12 protein-coding genes are annotated in these 15,570 nt (G+C 65.6%); 8 read left to right on the top strand and 4 right to left on the bottom strand.

The window, feature by feature from the left end:
* Window positions 1-3 precede the first annotated feature (3 nt).
* The 3 genes from IPM49_13925 (at window position 4) to IPM49_13915 (ending at window position 3,410) form a co-directional block, all read left to right on the top strand.
* On the top strand, window positions 4-1,326 hold the full coding sequence (locus IPM49_13925) for an ABC transporter permease (GenBank protein ID MBK9275621.1): 1,323 nt from the start codon (window positions 4-6) through the stop codon (window positions 1,324-1,326).
* A gap of 177 nt (window positions 1,327-1,503) precedes the next feature.
* A complete protein-coding gene (locus tag IPM49_13920) occupies window positions 1,504-2,448 on the top strand; it encodes a hypothetical protein (GenBank protein ID MBK9275620.1) in 945 nt (314 codons plus the stop codon).
* Window positions 2,412-3,410: a YitT family protein gene (locus IPM49_13915; GenBank protein ID MBK9275619.1), complete on the top strand. Its 999-nt coding sequence runs from the start codon at window positions 2,412-2,414 to the stop codon at window positions 3,408-3,410. Before IPM49_13920 ends, IPM49_13915 begins: the two co-directional genes overlap by 37 nt.
* A 12-nt stretch (window positions 3,411-3,422) precedes the next feature.
* On the opposite strand, the gene IPM49_13910 is transcribed toward IPM49_13915, so the two are convergent.
* Window positions 3,423-5,162, bottom strand: a complete 1,740-nt coding sequence (locus tag IPM49_13910) for a hypothetical protein (protein MBK9275618.1) — start codon at window positions 5,160-5,162, stop codon at window positions 3,423-3,425.
* A 77-nt stretch (window positions 5,163-5,239) separates the two neighbouring features.
* Here IPM49_13910 and IPM49_13905 point away from each other — a divergent pair, with 77 nt between their 5' ends.
* Together IPM49_13905 and IPM49_13900 are read left to right on the top strand one after the other, a co-directional pair.
* Window positions 5,240-5,836 (top strand): hypothetical protein, encoded by a 597-nt coding sequence (locus tag IPM49_13905; GenBank protein MBK9275617.1) that lies wholly within the window; start codon window positions 5,240-5,242, stop codon window positions 5,834-5,836.
* A 91-nt stretch (window positions 5,837-5,927) separates the two neighbouring features.
* Window positions 5,928-6,821, top strand: coding sequence for a pirin family protein (locus IPM49_13900; protein ID MBK9275616.1), 894 nt, complete (start codon window positions 5,928-5,930; stop codon window positions 6,819-6,821).
* Here the strand turns inward: IPM49_13900 and IPM49_13895 are convergent.
* Together IPM49_13895 and IPM49_13890 are read right to left on the bottom strand one after the other, a co-directional pair.
* Window positions 6,818-8,218 carry a hypothetical protein gene (locus IPM49_13895; protein ID MBK9275615.1) on the bottom strand — a complete coding sequence of 467 codons (1,401 nt, stop codon included), beginning with the start codon at window positions 8,216-8,218 and terminating at the stop codon, window positions 6,818-6,820. The genes IPM49_13900 and IPM49_13895 overlap by 4 nt on opposite strands.
* A 32-nt stretch (window positions 8,219-8,250) precedes the next feature.
* Window positions 8,251-9,699 carry a hypothetical protein gene (locus IPM49_13890; GenBank protein ID MBK9275614.1) on the bottom strand — a complete coding sequence of 483 codons (1,449 nt, stop codon included), beginning with the start codon at window positions 9,697-9,699 and terminating at the stop codon, window positions 8,251-8,253.
* Between the two features lie 158 nt (window positions 9,700-9,857).
* Between IPM49_13890 and IPM49_13885 the strand changes: the two genes are divergently transcribed.
* Both IPM49_13885 and IPM49_13880 read left to right on the top strand, forming a co-directional pair.
* Window positions 9,858-11,033, top strand: a complete 1,176-nt coding sequence (locus IPM49_13885) for a sigma-54-dependent Fis family transcriptional regulator (protein ID MBK9275613.1) — start codon at window positions 9,858-9,860, stop codon at window positions 11,031-11,033.
* Window positions 11,034-11,338: 305 nt separating this feature from the next.
* Entirely contained in the window at window positions 11,339-11,794 is a 456-nt protein-coding gene (locus tag IPM49_13880) for a hypothetical protein (GenBank protein MBK9275612.1), read from the top strand.
* Between the two features lie 105 nt (window positions 11,795-11,899).
* Here IPM49_13880 and alaS read toward each other — a convergent pair whose 3' ends face one another.
* The gene (alaS, locus tag IPM49_13875; GenBank protein MBK9275611.1) at window positions 11,900-14,506 is read right to left on the bottom strand and encodes an alanine--tRNA ligase; all 2,607 of its coding nucleotides are present in this window, start codon (window positions 14,504-14,506) and stop codon (window positions 11,900-11,902) included.
* Between the two features lie 89 nt (window positions 14,507-14,595).
* Between alaS and IPM49_13870 the strand changes: the two genes are divergently transcribed.
* Window positions 14,596-15,567 (top strand): M23 family metallopeptidase, encoded by a 972-nt coding sequence (locus tag IPM49_13870; protein ID MBK9275610.1) that lies wholly within the window; start codon window positions 14,596-14,598, stop codon window positions 15,565-15,567.
* Window positions 15,568-15,570: the final 3 nt, after the last annotated feature.

Raw genomic sequence — 15,570 nt, 5'->3', positions numbered from 1 at the left:
GCCATGAACAAGATCCTCCTCATCATCCGGCGCGAGTTCATCACCCGCGTGCGGAAACCGAGCTTCCTGATCATGACCATCCTGGGCCCGCTGCTGATCGCCGGCACCATGGTGGGCCTGGTCTATCTGGGCATGCAGGAGAGCGACGAGCACCTGGTGCTGGTGGTGGACAAGCCCCACGTGGTGACCGGCAAGCTGCGCGACACCGACAAGGTGCGCTTCTTCTATGCGTACGACGAACTGGGCGACTCGGCCTTCAAAGCCTCGCCCTACACGCTGATGGTCGACGTGAACGAGGCCATCCTGGAGACCAACACCATCCAGCTCTTCTACAAGGACCTGCCCAGCATGAACGTGCAGCGCACGGTGCAGAGCGAACTGGAGCGCACGTTGGAACGGGAGAAGCTTCGCGTGAACCAGGTGGACCCCGACACCTACGCCCGCATCAAGACCGCGCTGAACGTGCAGCTCTTCGACATCGACAAGGCCGGTGAGGAGAGCTACGAGCAGGTGCTGGCCGCCGTGGGTTTCGGGTTCGGCTACATCATGTTCTTCTTCGTCTTCCTCTATGCCGTGCAGGTGATGCGCGGCGTGCTGGAGGAGAAGAGCAACCGCATCGTGGAGGTGCTCATCAGCAGCGTGAAGCCCTTCCAGCTGATGATGGGCAAGATCATCGGCATCGCGCTGGTCGGCCTGGCCCAGTTCACCATCTGGATCGCCCTCACCGCCACCCTGATGACCGCAGGCACCGCCCTGCTGATGAAGGACCGCCTGGACCCGCGCGAAGTGCTGGCCGAACAGCAGATGACCGGCGAACTGCAGGCCGAACTGATGAAGGAGGCCGGCGCCCAGGCCCCCGACCGCAACAAGGTGATGGAGGTGGCCAGCCGCCTCAACATCCCCTTCGTGCTGGGCATGTTCGTCTTTTACTTCCTGGCCGGATACCTGCTCTACAGCTCCCTCTTCGCCGCCGTGGGCAGCGCGGTGGACAGCGAGACCGACACGCAGCAATTCATGTTCCCCGTGACCCTGCCCATGATCGTGGCCATCTTCATCGCGCAGATGGCCATCACCAACCCCGGCAGCCCGCTGGTGTTCTGGGGCTCCATCATCCCCTTCACCAGCCCCGTGGTGATGATGGTGCGTGTGGCCATGGGCAGCGTGCTGGAGACCCCCTGGCAGCTCGTGCTCAGCATGGTGCTGCTCGTGGGCACCTTCCTGTTCACCACCTGGCTCGCCGGCCGCATCTACCGCACCGGCATCCTCATGTACGGCAAGAAGGTGAGCTGGCGCGAGATGGGCCGCTGGATGTTCTACAAAGGGTAGTCCATGTGCACATGTGAGCATGTGCCCATCAGAACATGTGCCCATGTGGGCATGTGCCCATCAGAACATGTGCCCATGTGGGCATGTGCCCATCAGAACATGTGCCCATGTGGGCATGCGCCCATCTGAACATGTACCCGTGTGAGCATGGGCCCATGCGCCTGACCTGAACGTCGCATGAACAACCCGCCCATCGCGGTGCTCGACCTGGGCACAAACACCTTCAACCTGCTGGTGGCCGCAAGCGCGCCGCAGAGTGGCCTGAACGTGCTGTGCTCGGCTGAACTGCCGGTGTTCCTGGGCCGTGGGATCGAGGATGGCACCCTTGCGGAGGATGCGATGGAGCGTGGACTGGACGCCCTGCGTGCGCATCTGGCCACGGTACGCGAGCTCGGGGTGGAACGCATCCGCGCCATCGGCACCTCCGCGCTCCGGAACGCCCGCAACCGCGGGGAGTTCCTGCGCCGTGCGCAGGCCGAGGTCTCCCTCACCGTGGAGGTCGTGGACGGCGATACCGAGGCGGAGCTGATCATGGACGGCGTGCGCCTGGCCGTACCCTTCACCGACCGGCCCATGCTGGTGATGGATATCGGTGGCGGCAGTATCGAGTTCATCCTGGCCACCCGCCATGCCCTGATGTGGAAACGCAGCTTCGAACTGGGTGTCACCCGCCTGCGCGCACGCGTGCCCTTCAGCGAGCCGCCCACCTGGGAGGAGGAGCTGCGGCTGGCCGCCCACCTGGACGACCGTCTGGAACCGCTGTGGGCCGTCATCGAGCGTCACGAGCCCCATGTCCTGGTCGGCAGCGCGGGCAGCTTCGACAGCCTGGCCACCATGATCGCCCAGGCCCGGGGTGGCACACGGCCTCCGGGGGCGCTCACCCTTGGCTTCGACGACCTGGCCTTCGCGCAGTTGAAGGACGGGTTGATGCGCATGGACCGCGACGCACGCAGCCGGGTGCCCGGGCTCCCCGCCCACCGGGTGGACCACATCGCGTACGGCCTGGTGGCGATCGACCGCGTGCTGGCCGCAGGTGGCATCCGCGCCCTCGCCTGGAGCCGGTTCGCCCTGAAGGAGGGCGCCGCATGGCGTGTCCTGAACGGACTACCTTTTGTGCCGTGAAGACCTCAGCGCGCCACACCCTGATCCGCCAGCTGCCCGTGCCCTCCAGCGTGGGCAGCGAGCGGAGCCGCTACCGCCGGGCCCGCCGACTGCACGCCCTGCGCGTGGCCTTCCGCCGGCGGGTGAAGGATGTGCTGTTCATGACGCTGGGCATCTTCAGCGCCGCCTTCGGCCTGGAGGGCTTCCTGATCCCCAACGCCTTCATCGACGGCGGTGCCACCGGCATCGCCCTGCTCACCGTCAACCTCACCGGCCTGCCGCTGGCCCTGCTGCTCGTGGTGGTGAACGCCCCCTTCATGGTGGTGGCCTACCGCACCATCGGCCGCGAATTCGCCTTGAAGACCACCGCCGCCATCGCGGGCCTGGCCCTGGTCACCGCCACGGTGCACTTCCCCGACGTGACGCACGACAAGCTGCTGGTGGCCGTGTTCGGCGGCTTCTTCCTCGGTGCCGGCATCGGGCTGGCCGTGCGCGGCGGCTCGGTGATCGATGGCACCGAAGTGCTCGCCCTGGCGCTCAGCCGGAAGCTCGGCACCACCATCGGCGACATCATCATGATGATCAACGTGATCATCTTCGGTGTGGCCGCCTGGCTGCTGGGGGTGGAAACGGCCCTGTACGCCATGGTGACCTACCTCGCCGCGAGCAAGACGGTGGACTTCGTGATCGAAGGCATCGAGGAGTACACCGGCCTCACCATCATCAGCCCGCACCACGAGGAGCTGCGCCACATGATCGGCACGGTGATGGGCCGCGGCCTCACGGTCTACACGGGACGGCGCGGCTTCGGCAAGAACGGCCAAAGCTTCGACACGGAGATCATCTACTGCGTGATCACCCGCCTGGAGCTGAGCAAAATCCTCACCGAGATCGAGAAGATCGATCCCAACGCCTTCGTGGTGATGAGCCCCGTGAAGGACACCCGCGGCGGCATGATCAAGAAGCGGCCGCTCCAGCACTGAGCGTCCGCCCGGCTACGGCAACTGCTCCAGCTTGGTGGCCGTGGGCACCGTGCCGCCGATCACCTGCAGGATGAGGTCGCGGTCGTTGCTTCCTCCGGCGTATTTCGTGGTCCCGTCCAGGTTCACGTCCTCGGTGCGATAGCCCGCCACCGTGGCCGTGGGCACCGTGCCGCCGATCGCGGTGAGGATCACATCCCGGTCGTTGTTGCTGCCCGTGTACTTCACCACGTTGTCGCGCCGGGCGTTGCCCGTCCACAGCGTGCTGCGCGCACCGTTCACCCGCCGGGCGTTGGTGCCGAAGGTGGCCGTGGCGTTGTTCGTGAAGTCCACCGCGGCCGCCGTACCGCTCAACGCGATGCTGGTGGCCGTCATGCATCCCAGGTGGTTGCGGTGGCGCACCGCCACGAAGTAGTTGTCCGCGGCCACCGCGAACGGCACGCTCGACACGCCGTCCACATCCACCACATCGCCGTCCCGCTGCACCAGGGCGCTGCGCGTCCGGAGCACCGTGGCGCTGTTGTTCTTGTCGCGCAGCTCCAGCACCACCCAGTCCACGATGGCGTTGTTGCCGGTGACGGCCAGCACAGGCGCCGAAGTGGTCTCCGCGCCGCCGCCCACATGCGTGTACCCGATGCCCGTGTAAGGCTCCACGGTGGGGATGATGCCCAGATTCCGCAGGTTGTCGTTCATCAGCTGGGTGCCGCTCACATACGGACCGTCGAGGAAGACCTTGGCCGCCACGCGCACCACGGCTCCGCCGGTGATGGTGAACGGCACGCTCACGGGGGCGTAGTTCACGCTGGTCGGAGTTCCGGACGCCACCACCCGGATCCGGTAGCCCGTGCCCGGCGGCGTGTTGCCCGGGATGAGACAATTGCTGATAGTGCCGGTTGCAGACTGGCTACCAACCGACCCTAGGACTATCGGGTTAGCAAAGCTGCCGTTACTGTCGCTGAGCTGAGCGGTGAATAGCGTGGGAGCAGTTGGTACACCGCTGGTGCTGTAGTTCACGGTGATCAGACCGGGGTCCGTGCCGTTCAGCGCGATGCTGCTCACGCTGGGCGTGGGTGTCACGTTGTAGATCAGCGCGATGTCGTCGTACAGGCTCTCGCTGTCCACCACGGTCACCAGGCTGTCGCCGCTGGTGAGCACCATGAGGATGTGGCTCGGGGTGCCGCCATTGTAATAGGTGAAGGGCACGCTGAAGCGGGTCCAGCTGCTCACCGTGGCCGTGGGTGCGATCCACCGGGCACGACCCACCCAGTTGGCCAGCGTCCCGTTCTCTGGTAGGCGGCCCGCGCCGGTGTGCAGGATGGCCTCCACCTTGCCCTCATCGCCCGGTTGCGGCGTGGCCTTGAACCAGCCCACCAGGCTGTCCGGCCGGCTCGTCATCACCTGGTTCCATTGCGCGTCCGCCGCATCGGTGAACACATAACCGCTATCCAGGTCGAACTCCGCATGCACCCGCCCGCAGGTGAGCGTCCCGTTCGCCGGACCAAAGGCGGTGCTGACGGTCCTCAACCGTACGGAATAGCTGCCGCTGTGGAAGTCCGTGCTGCGCCAGCACACCTGCGGCGCGAAGCTATTGATGAGGCTGCCCCCATCGCTCGTCTTGATCGAGCTCCAGTCCGTGGGCTCCTCGGTGCCGGTGCCCAGGTTCTGCCAGGTCTCAAAATCGGCGTTGTTCATCTGCGGCTGGGCCAGGGCGACGGCGGGTGCGACCGCGAGCGCCAGGAGGAGCGTGTGCTTCATGGTATCGAAGGAAGTCGACAAACCTAGCTTCCACGGCGGGATGCACCAAACCATCGGCCCCACCGTTCCTTTGCACCGTGCGCGCCCTGGCCCTCCCCGCCCTGCTGCTCGGCGTGGTCGCGCACGCCCAGACGGCGCACCTCATCCGCGGGCTGGACCACTACTTCCAACCCGATACCCTGGTGATGGTGGGGGGGGACAGCGTGCGGTTCCAGACGCAGCAGATGCACAACATGCTGCAGGTGAGCGAGGCGGACTGGCTGCTCAACTTCGCCATCCCGAACGGAGGCTTCCAAACCGTGCTCGGTCAGGACAGCACCTTCGCCATCGACACCGCCGGCACCTACTACTTCGTCTGCGAACCCCACGGCTTCATGGGCATGAAGGGGGTGCTGCTGGTGGCGCCGAACCCGTCGACCGCGGTCCATGCGCGACAGGCGGTATCCGTCGGTGCCTACCCTGTTCCTGCGGATGATGTGGTGAAAATCCCCGTGGTCCGCGCCCCGGCCGTGGTGCGCTTGCGCGGGGTGGACGGCCGCATCCTGCTGGATGCCTTGCAGCAACACATCGGTCCGGCCTGCCTTAGGACCGGACACCTGCCTGCGGGGAACCACCTGGTGGAGGTGGAGGATGCTCATGGGATCCGGCGCGCACGCATCGCCGTGGTCCACTGAGGACCAGCCCCACCTTGTGCACCGGGTGAACGAAGGGCGGACGCGGCGCATCGATGAACGGATCGCCGACCTTCGGACCCACACCCGCACCATGTCCAACATCGGCCTCGTCATTCCTGAGCGTCCCCGCGACCTCGGCAACTTCCTCGTGGGCCGTCTCCTTCCCTTCCACAGCAAACGCATGGTGGGGCCCTTCATCTTCATCGACCACATGGGGCCGGTGGCGATGAGCGAGCACGAGAACTTCGATGTGGGGCCGCATCCGCACATCGGGCTCAGCACGCTCACCTACCTCTTCGAGGGTACGGTGATGCACCGCGACAGCCTGGGCACCGCCGTGGAGATCACCCCCGGTGCGGTGAACTGGATGGTGGCCGGCAGCGGCATCGTCCACAGCGAACGCACGCCGGAGCGACTGCGCCACACCGACAAGCGGATGCACGGCCTGCAGATCTGGGTGGCCCTGCCGAAGCAGCTGGAGGACATCGCCCCCTCCTTCCATCACATCGATGCGAAGGACCTGCCGAGCTGGGAACAGGACGGTGCTCGCTTCCGCCTGATCGCCGGCGAGGTGATGGGGCACCGTTCGGCCGTTCCGGTGCACAGCCCGCTCTATCTGTTGGAGGTGAGCACCACGGAAGGGGCCACCATCCGCATCGGGGAACAGCTGTTCGGTGAGAGCGGCCTGTACATCCTGGAAGGCACGGTGACCGATGACGGCCTGGCGCACGGGCCTCGGCAGCTGCTGGTGGCGAAGGACAGCGCCCGCTGCAGCTTCCAGCTGGCGCCGGGCAGCACGGTATACCTCTTCGGCGGCGAGCCCTTCCCCGAGGAGCGCTTCATCCACTGGAACTTCGTGGCCACCAGCCCGGAGCGCCTGGAAGCGGCCAAGCAGCGCTGGATGGCCGGTGGATTCCCCATGATCGACGGGGAGCACGACCCCGTCCCGCTTCCGGGCACCTCCTGGGATCGGACCGACCGTTAGGGCAGTTGCTGCGTGCGCACCGCCGTCGGCACCGTACCTCCGATCGTCTGCAGGATCACGTCGCGGTCGTTGTTCGATCCGGTGTACTTGATGCTCCCGTCCAGGTTCACATCGCGGCGGTCGTACACGTTGTTCACCGCGTTGGTGGGCGTGCCGCCCCCGATGGCACCGAGGATGGCGTCCCGGTCGTTGCCGCCGCCGGTGTACTTCACCACCCCATCACCGGTGGCCTCGCCGGGCCAGAGGCCATATACCGAACCCACGTTCTTGCGCGCATCAACGCCATGAACCGGCAGGAAGGTGTTGCGGAAGTTGAAATTCGGCCAGCCAAGGAAGGTCGGATCGAGATTCAAGAAGTAGGGTTGCGCGGTCATGATGCCGAGGTGGTTGCGATGGCGGATGGCGACATGGTAAACACCGGCAGCTACGGGAGCATACAACTCGTTCGACGTGCCGTTCGCCTCCACCACATCGCCATCCCGCTGGATCACGGCCGCTTTGGAAAAGACCACCGTGCCCGGATCGTTCTGTGCTCGCAACTCAAGAACCACCCAGTCCACCACGGCATTGTTGCCAGTAACGGCCAGCGTGGTGGGGGGGATGGCCGGGTTCGTTGGCATGCCGACGTATTGGTACCCGAGCGCGGTATACGGTTCGGTGAGCGGGATCAGGTTGGCGGCGCGCAGCCCATCGGTCATCAGTGTGCCACCGGGCAGTGCACCGGCCAGCGCGGCCTGCATGCGAAAGTACACGCCACAGTTCGTTGGGTTCTGCGGCACCGTGATGATTCCCGGATCGTTGCAGTAGAACACATTGTTGCCATCGTAACAGCCGCTGGAATTCGAAGAGGACCAGATCCACACCGAGTACGAAGCACCATGAGGAAGCGGTGTGTTGAAGCGCCACACGTCGGGTGCTGGTTGGGACCAATCGCTGGCCAGACCGCCGGTCATTTCGAAGCCTTGCGAGCCCAAGACCAAGTAGCTATCGAACCCGCAGAGGGATTCTTGGCCCGGTGCACCCGCAACGCTGAACCTGCCGTTCCAGTGCAGATCCACAGCATTGCCACCGCATGCGTTCTCGAACCAGACGTTGGGTGCCATGCTGAAGTGCATGATGTAGTAAGCGCTCGAGCTCGCCGTGCACCCCAGCGCATCGGTGACCACAAGCGAAACGTCCGGCTCCAATATGGCCGGCCACGTTGGCAACCCCGTGCTGAAGGGTCCGTTCTGGAAGCTCTGCGTGGTCCACGAAGCCCCGTTCATGCCCGTGAACTGGAGCTGATAGGGCGGTGTGCCTCCGGACAGTTCGATGTTCGCCAGAGGACCTTGCTGAAAGCAATCGGCCGAAAGGGTGAACGACCCGATCTGGCACTGTGCACGCAGCGTGAAGGGCATGGCCCAACAGGCAAGAAGGACGAGCGTTGATCTCATGGCAGTTGCTGCGTTCGTGTCGCCGTGGGCACCGTTCCCCCGATCGTCTGCAGGATCACGTCGCGGTCGTTGTTCGATCCGGTGTACTTGATGCTCCCGTCCAGGTTCACATCGCGGCGGTCGTACACGTTGTTCACCGCGTTGGTGGGCGTGCCGCCCCCGATGGCACCGAGGATGGCGTCCCGGTCGTTGCCGCCGCCGGTGTACTTCACCACCCCATCGCCGGTGGCCTCGCCGGGCCAGAGGCCCATCAGGCTCCCGGTCACACCGGGCACGGTCATCTGCCTGCGCGCGTTGGTCCCGTACGTGCTCGTGGCGGGCAACATGAGGTTCGGGCCGCGGCAGGGACTGGGGTCCAGGCCGTAGCTGACGGCGGACATGCACCCCAGGTGGTTGCGGTGCCGCACCGCGATCTTGTAAAAACCGGCGACCACCGGGAAGCTCACGTAGGGGTCGCCATCCAGGTCCACCACATCGCCGTCCCGCTGGAGGAGCGCCGGGCGCGAGGCGACCACGGTGTGCGGCGGCGCAGGGGTGCGCAGCTCCAGCACCACCCAGTCCACGATGGCGTCGTTGCCGGTGACGGCCAGTAGCGGAGCCGGTGTGGTCAGCCCCGGGGCTGCGCCCACGTAAGTGTAGCCCAGCGCCGAGTAGGGTTCGCTCAACGGCAACAGCCCGGCCGTGCGCAGCCCATCGCTCATGAGGCCACCGCTGCCCAGCACCGAGGCCAGCGCCACCTTGACCTTCACGTTCGTCTGGCAGTCATTGGCCTTGGGGACACAGAAGCTGTACACCGGATCCGCCGGGCAATATTGAACCGTCTGCCCGCTGCCCGTGGAGAGGTCCAGTTCCAGGTCGTACTGCCCGTAGGTGAGCCCGCTGAACACCAGCCGGGCGGGGTTGGACTGCAGCACCGAGGCGAGGCTGCCGCTGGTGAGGACCGCACCGTCCTTGCGCAGCATATAGGTGTAGCCGGTGAGCGGTTCGTTGAAGATGTTCGCCTCGTGCAGCGTGTTGTCGGCGAAGCTGGCGGAGAAAATGCCCGCAGCGCAGTTGGTGGCGGACAGGGAGAGCGAGAAAAGGCCGCCGGTGGAAGCGATGGCCGTATAGTTCCCCAGGTTCTGCATGGGCGAAACGTCGAAGCAGGAGCCTGAGTCAAAAACCGTGGCGGTGGCACCATCGAGGTCTGTGATATTGCCCATGGTCTCGTCAATGAAGACCGGGGACGCACCGATGCCATGGATGGTGATGTACAGATCGTTACCCGAGATGACGACCGAATAGGGGGGCGTGCCCCCGGTCCAATGCACCGCCCCGATCACCTTGCCGACCCCGCCGAGGTCACAGGCCGTGCTGAGATGGGCCCAAGTGATCTCGCATTGGGCGTGGGCCAGGGGGCCGATGACCGATCCGAAGAGCAGAAGGAAGGCGTACCGTGGATGCATGCTGTACTGAAGTTGCGCCATCCGGACCGTCCGGACAGCCTTCCTCTAGACGAGCGGGTCCCCGAGGGTTGCCACCGAACCGCGTTCCGGCACCATCGTTGCACACCGGAGCGCCGGTTCCCGGTCAAGTCCGCACCTTCACGCCCGCATCCATTCCCATGGCCAAGATCCTGATCATCGACGACGAAAAAGCCATCCGCTCCGCCCTGAAGGACATCCTGGAGCACGAGAAGCACGCGGTGGACGAGGCCGAGGATGGCACCGCGGGCCTGGACAAGGCGAAGAAGAACCGCTTCGACCTGGTGCTCTGCGACATCAAGATGCCCAAGATGGACGGCCTGGAGCTGCTGGACAAGCTGCAGGCCCACGACCCCGACCTGCCGGTGGTGATGATCAGCGGCCACGGCAGCATCGACACGGCGGTGGACGCCCTGAAGAAAGGGGCCTTCGACTTCATCCAGAAGCCGCCCGACATCAACCGCATCCTGGTGAGCGTGCGCAACGCGCTGGACCGCAACAGCCTGGTGCAGGAGACCAAGGTGCTGCGCAGCAAGGTGGGCAAGGCCAAGGGAAATGGCGTGCAGATGGTGGGCGAGAGCAGGGCGCTGCAGGAGATCCGCGCCATGATCGACAAGGTGGCGCCCAGCGATGCGCGCGTGCTGATCACCGGCGGCAACGGCGCGGGCAAGGAAGGCGTGGCGCGGCTGCTGCACCAGAAGAGCCAGCGCGCCGAAGGCCCCTACATCGAGGTGAACTGCGCGGCCATCCCCGGCGAGCTGATCGAGAGCGAGCTCTTCGGCCACATGAAGGGCAGCTTCACCAGCGCCATCAAGGACCGCAAGGGCAAGTTCGAGCTGGCGCACGGGGGCACGCTCTTCCTGGACGAGATCGGCGACATGGCCCTGGCCGCCCAGGCCAAGGTGCTCCGGGCCCTGCAGGAAGGCCGCATCACCCCGGTGGGGGGCGACAAGGACGTGCAGGTGGACGTGCGGGTGATCGCGGCCACCAACAAGGACCTGAGGAAGGAGATCGCCGAGGGCCGCTTCCGGGAGGACCTCTTCCACCGCCTCAGCGTGATCCCCATCCACGTGCCCAGCCTCCATGAGCGCCTGGAGGACATCCCCCTGCTCGCCGACCACTTCATCCAGCAGGTCTGCACCGAACAGGGCATCGCGCCCAAGAAGATCGCCGACAAGGCCGTCAAGGAACTGCAGAAGCTGCCCTGGACCGGCAACGTGCGCGAGCTTCGCAACGTGATCGAGCGCCTGGTGATCCTCTCCGGCAAGGAGATCACCGAAGGGGATGTGAAAGCCTACGCCACCCCGCGGGGCTGAGCGGTTGGTCCGGGGCCTGCGGACCACGCTCCTGGTCCTTCCGCCGCCGTTGGGCCGTTCCCCCGCCGGTCCCGGCCGTTGCCCGTCCGGGGTGCGGCCCGGGTACGGATCACCCTCCCGGCATCGTTCCCCCAGCAGCAGCACCCCCTGGAATGCACCGCCGGCCGTTGATAGTCCCCCGTTCGTCGAATGTCGCCCCCCCGCCCTTCCGGGCTATCGTTGCAGAGGCAACCTCCCCGCGCAGGAACCGTCTTACCTCCGAACCTGCCTCGGAAGAAGGCGCTAAACCGCAATAACCGATCGTCATGGAACCGATCACCAATGCCTTCATGAGCGTGCATGATGCGCTCTACGCCAGCATGGGCGACACCATGTACTATGTGCTCGTCTTCTTCGGCATCATCGCCTTGGTGGCCCAGTGGAAGCTGTATGAGAAGGCGGGCCAGCCGGGCTACGCCGCCATCGTGCCCATCTGGAACTTCATCGTGTTCCTGAAGATCGTGGGCCGGCCGGCCAACCACCTGTGGCTCTTCTTCATCCCCATTTACGGGCAGTTCTACCTGCTGCCCAAGGTGTGGATCGAGGTGGCCGAGAGCTTTGGCAAGACCTCCTTCCTGGACCATGTGCTGGTGATCCTGCTCAATGGCCTCTACATCCTGAACCTGGGCCTGAGCTACGAGACCCGCTACATGGGCCCGGTCTACGGCCGACCCGCCCCCGCCCCCAGCCGCCCTCTCGGGCCACGGCCTAGCCTCGCCTAAGGCGGGTCGCAAGGCGTGGGACAGGCCCGGCGGCCTTGCGAAGGACGTGGCGGCATCGCCGCCTGAGTTCGGATCACGGAACGGTGATCCAGGCGCTTCCTGCGCTCACCCCAACAGCTCCGCCGCCTTCTTCAGCGCCTCGGCCATGCCGCCGGGCTCCTTGCCGCCGGCCGTGGCGAAGTCGGGTTGGCCACCGCCACCGCCCTTGATCAGCGGACCGATCTGCTTGATGATGTCGACGGCCTTCAGGCCCGTGGCTTCGAGCACCTGCTTGCCCAGCGATACCGCGAGCAGGGGCTTGCCATCGATCACCGAGCCGGCCACGAAGGCCAGGTCAGCATGCTGTTCGCGCAAGGTGAAGCCGAGTTCCTTCAGGCCCTGGGCATCGAGGTCGAGCTGCTCCACCAGCACCTTCACCCCCTTGCTGTTGGCCGTGGCCTTGGCGGGGATGGTGGCGGCATAGCGCTTCACCTTCTCGCGTGCGGCCTTCTCCAGCTCCTTGGTGAGGCTGGCGTTCTGCTCGGCGAGCTTCTGCACGGCGGCCACCACATCGGCGGGGCGCTTCAGCAGTTCCTCGATGGCCTCCAGCTTCGCGAGCTTCTCGTTGATCATGCGCTCGGCCTCCACGCTGGTGATGGCCTCGATGCGGCGGATGCCGGCGGCCAGCGCGCTCTCGCTCACGATGCGGAAGGGACCGATGACGCCGGTGCGCGGCACGTGCGTACCACCGCAGAGCTCGATGCTGGGGCCGAACTTCACCACGCGCACGTTGTCGCCGTACTTCTCGCCGAAGAGCGCCATGGCGCCCATGGCCTTCGCCTCGGCGATCGGTACGTTGCGCTTGTCCTCGAACACGATGTCGTCGGTGATCATCGCGTTCACCTCACGCTCGATGGTGGCCAGCTCCTCGGGCGTCACCTTGGCGAAGTGGCTGATGTCGAAGCGCAGGCGGTCGGGTGCCACCAGCGAGCCCTTCTGCTCCACGTGCGTGCCCAGGTGCTTGCGCAGGGCGTGGTGCAGGAGGTGCGTGGCCGTGTGGTTGCGCGCGGTGAGGCCGCGGCGCTGCGTGTTCACCTGCGCGGTGAGCGGCTTGCTCACGTCCTTGGGCAGCTCCTTGGTGAAGTGCACGATCAGCTGGTTCTCGCGCTTGGTGTCGATCACTTCGACCTGGTCGGCGCCCTGGATCAGCCAGCCCTGGTCGCCCACCTGTCCACCGCCTTCCGAATAGAACGGGGTGCGGTCGAGCACGAGCTGGAACTGGTCGCCACCCTTGCCGCTCACCTTGCGGTAGCGGAGGATGCGGGCCTCAGTGCTCAGCTCATCGTAGCCGACGAAGGCCGTCTCGCCCTTGCCCAGTTCCACCCAATCACCGGTGGTGACGGCCGTTGCGGCGCGTGAACGTTCCTTCTGCTTCTGCAGCTCGGCCTCGAAGCCCTTCATGTCCACGCTCATCCCCTGCTCGCGCGCCATGAGCTGCGTGAGGTCGATGGGGAAGCCGTAGGTGTCGAAGAGTTCGAAGGCGCGGTCGCCGGCCAGCGTTCCCTTCGACTCGGCGAGGGCTTGCTCGAGTCGCTTGGTGCCTTGTTCCAAGGTGCGCAGGAAGGCCTTCTCCTCCTCGTGCATCACGCTCTCGATCAGGTGCTGCTGTTTACGCAGCTCGGGGAACTGGTCGCCCATCTGCTCGGCCAGTGCCTTCACCAGCTCGTGCATGAAGGGCTCGTTGAAGCCGAGGAAGCTGTAGCCGTAACGCACGGCACGGCGCAGGATGCGGCGGATCACATAGCCCGCGCCGGTGTTGCTGGGCAGCTGGCCGTCCGCGATGGCGAAGCTGATGGCGCGGAGGTGGTCGGCGATCACGCGCATGGCGATGTCGGCCTTCTCCTCCTTGCCGTACTCCCTGCCGCACCGCTTCGCGATGGACTGGATCAGCGGTTGGAACACATCGGTGTCGTAGTTGCTGCGCTTGCCTTGCAGCACCATGCACAGGCGCTCGAAGCCCATGCCGGTGTCCACGTGCTGGGCGGGCAGCTCCACGAGCGAGCCGTCGGCCTTGCGCTCGAACTGCATGAACACGTTGTTCCAGATCTCGATCACCTGCGGGTGGTCGTTGTTCACCAGCTCGCGGCCGGGCTTCCGGGCCTTTTCCTCCGCGGTGCGCACGTCCACGTGGATCTCGGTGCACGGCCCGCACGGACCGGTGTCGCCCATCTCCCAGAAGTTGTCCTTCCGGCTGAAGGGCAGGATGCGTCCCTCCGGCAGGTATTGCTTCCAGAGCTCACGGGTCTCCTCATCGGCGGGCAGCCCATCTTTCTCGTCGCCGCCGAAGTAGGTCACGTAGATGTCGGCCGTGTGGATCTTGTACTCGTCCACCAGCAGCTCCCACACCCACTGGATCGCTTCCTTCTTGAAGTAGTCGCCGAAGCTCCAGTTGCCGAGCATCTCGAACATCGTGTGGTGGTAGGTGTCGATCCCCACCTCCTCCAGGTCGTTGTGCTTGCCGGAGACGCGCAGGCACTTCTGCGTGTCGGCGATGCGTTTGTGCTTCGCTTCGCGGTTCCCCAGGAAGAGGTCCTTGAACTGGTTCATGCCCGCGTTGGTGAACATCAACGTCGGGTCATCCTTCACCACCATGGGCGCGCTGGGCACGATCTGGTGACCGCGCTGGGCGAAATGGTCGAGGAACTTCTGGCGGATCTGCTGGCTGGTGAGCATGGCGGGGCGAAAGCGGCCGCAAAGGTCGCACTTGGGCCGGACAGGTCGGACCCGTGTCCACGCCATCCTGTGTATTTTCACGCCCCCCAATGCCCGAGCACAAGTACCGGTTCAACCCGCAGACGCTCAACTTCGAGCGCATCCGGCTGACGGCCTGGCAGAAGGTGCGCCGGGTGTTCCTTGCGCTCACCCCCGGTCTGCTGGTGGGTTTCCTGGGCATCTTTCTGGTGTACCAGTTCGTGGACAGCCCCAAGGAGGCGCTGTTGAAGCGGGAGAACCAGCAGCTGCTGACGCAGTACGAGCTGCTGAACCGCCAGCTGAGCGAGGTGGAGGAGGTGCTGCGCGATGTGCGGCGGCGGGACGACAACATCTACCGGGTGATCTTCGAGGCCGACCCCCTTCCGGAGAGCATGCGGCGGGCGGGCAGCGGCGGCGTGAACCGCTACCGCGACCTGGCGGGCTTCGCGGGCAGCGAGGTGGTGGTGGGCACCCGAAAGCGACTGGACGCCCTCACCCGCCAGCTGATCGTGCAGAGCGAGAGCCTGGACGAGGTGGCCTCCCTGGCCCTCCGCAAGAAGGAGCTGCTCGCCAGCATCCCCGCCGTGCAGCCCATCAGCAACCGCGACCTCACCATGATCAGCAGCGGCTTCGGGGAACGGCTGCACCCCATCCACAAGATCGCCAAGTTCCACGCCGGCATGGACTTCACCGCACCGGTGGGCACGGAGATCTACGCCACCGGCGATGGACGGGTGGAGTTCGCCGACTACGCCACCAACGGCTATGGCATCCACGTGATCATCGACCACGGCTTCGACTACAAAACGCTTTACGGGCACCTGAGCACCCTGAAGGTGCGGCCCGGCCAGCAGGTGAAACGCGGCGACCCCATCGGCCTGGTGGGCAACACCGGCCTCAGCGCCGGTCCCCACCTGCACTACGAAGTGCACAAGGGCGGCGCCCCGGTGGACCCCGCCAACTACTTCTTCAACGACCTGACGCCGGAGGAATACGCCCGCGTGCTGGAGATCTCGCGCAACGCGGGGCAATCGCTGGATTGATGA

The organism is Flavobacteriales bacterium, from assembly GCA_016715895.1.
Lineage (GTDB): Bacteria > Bacteroidota > Bacteroidia > Flavobacteriales_F > PHOS-HE28 > PHOS-HE28.
This window is presented reverse-complemented; position numbering and strand designations above follow the sequence as displayed.

Excerpts from the sequence above, each read along its gene's own strand:
- IPM49_13925 (MBK9275621.1), top strand. The coding sequence starts at position 4 with ATGAACAAGATCCTCCTCATCATCCGGCGCGAGTTCATCACCCGCGTG.
- IPM49_13920 (MBK9275620.1), top strand. The coding sequence starts at position 1,504 with ATGAACAACCCGCCCATCGCGGTGCTCGACCTGGGCACAAACACCTTC.
- IPM49_13915 (MBK9275619.1), top strand. The coding sequence starts at position 2,412 with ATGGCGTGTCCTGAACGGACTACCTTTTGTGCCGTGAAGACCTCAGCG.
- IPM49_13910 (MBK9275618.1), bottom strand. The coding sequence starts at position 5,162 with ATGAAGCACACGCTCCTCCTGGCGCTCGCGGTCGCACCCGCCGTCGCC.
- IPM49_13900 (MBK9275616.1), top strand. The coding sequence starts at position 5,928 with ATGTCCAACATCGGCCTCGTCATTCCTGAGCGTCCCCGCGACCTCGGC.
- IPM49_13895 (MBK9275615.1), bottom strand. The coding sequence starts at position 8,218 with ATGCCCTTCACGCTGCGTGCACAGTGCCAGATCGGGTCGTTCACCCTT.
- IPM49_13890 (MBK9275614.1), bottom strand. The coding sequence starts at position 9,699 with ATGCATCCACGGTACGCCTTCCTTCTGCTCTTCGGATCGGTCATCGGC.
- IPM49_13885 (MBK9275613.1), top strand. The coding sequence starts at position 9,858 with ATGGCCAAGATCCTGATCATCGACGACGAAAAAGCCATCCGCTCCGCC.
- IPM49_13880 (MBK9275612.1), top strand. The coding sequence starts at position 11,339 with ATGGAACCGATCACCAATGCCTTCATGAGCGTGCATGATGCGCTCTAC.
- alaS (MBK9275611.1), bottom strand. The coding sequence starts at position 14,506 with ATGCTCACCAGCCAGCAGATCCGCCAGAAGTTCCTCGACCATTTCGCC.
- IPM49_13870 (MBK9275610.1), top strand. The coding sequence starts at position 14,596 with ATGCCCGAGCACAAGTACCGGTTCAACCCGCAGACGCTCAACTTCGAG.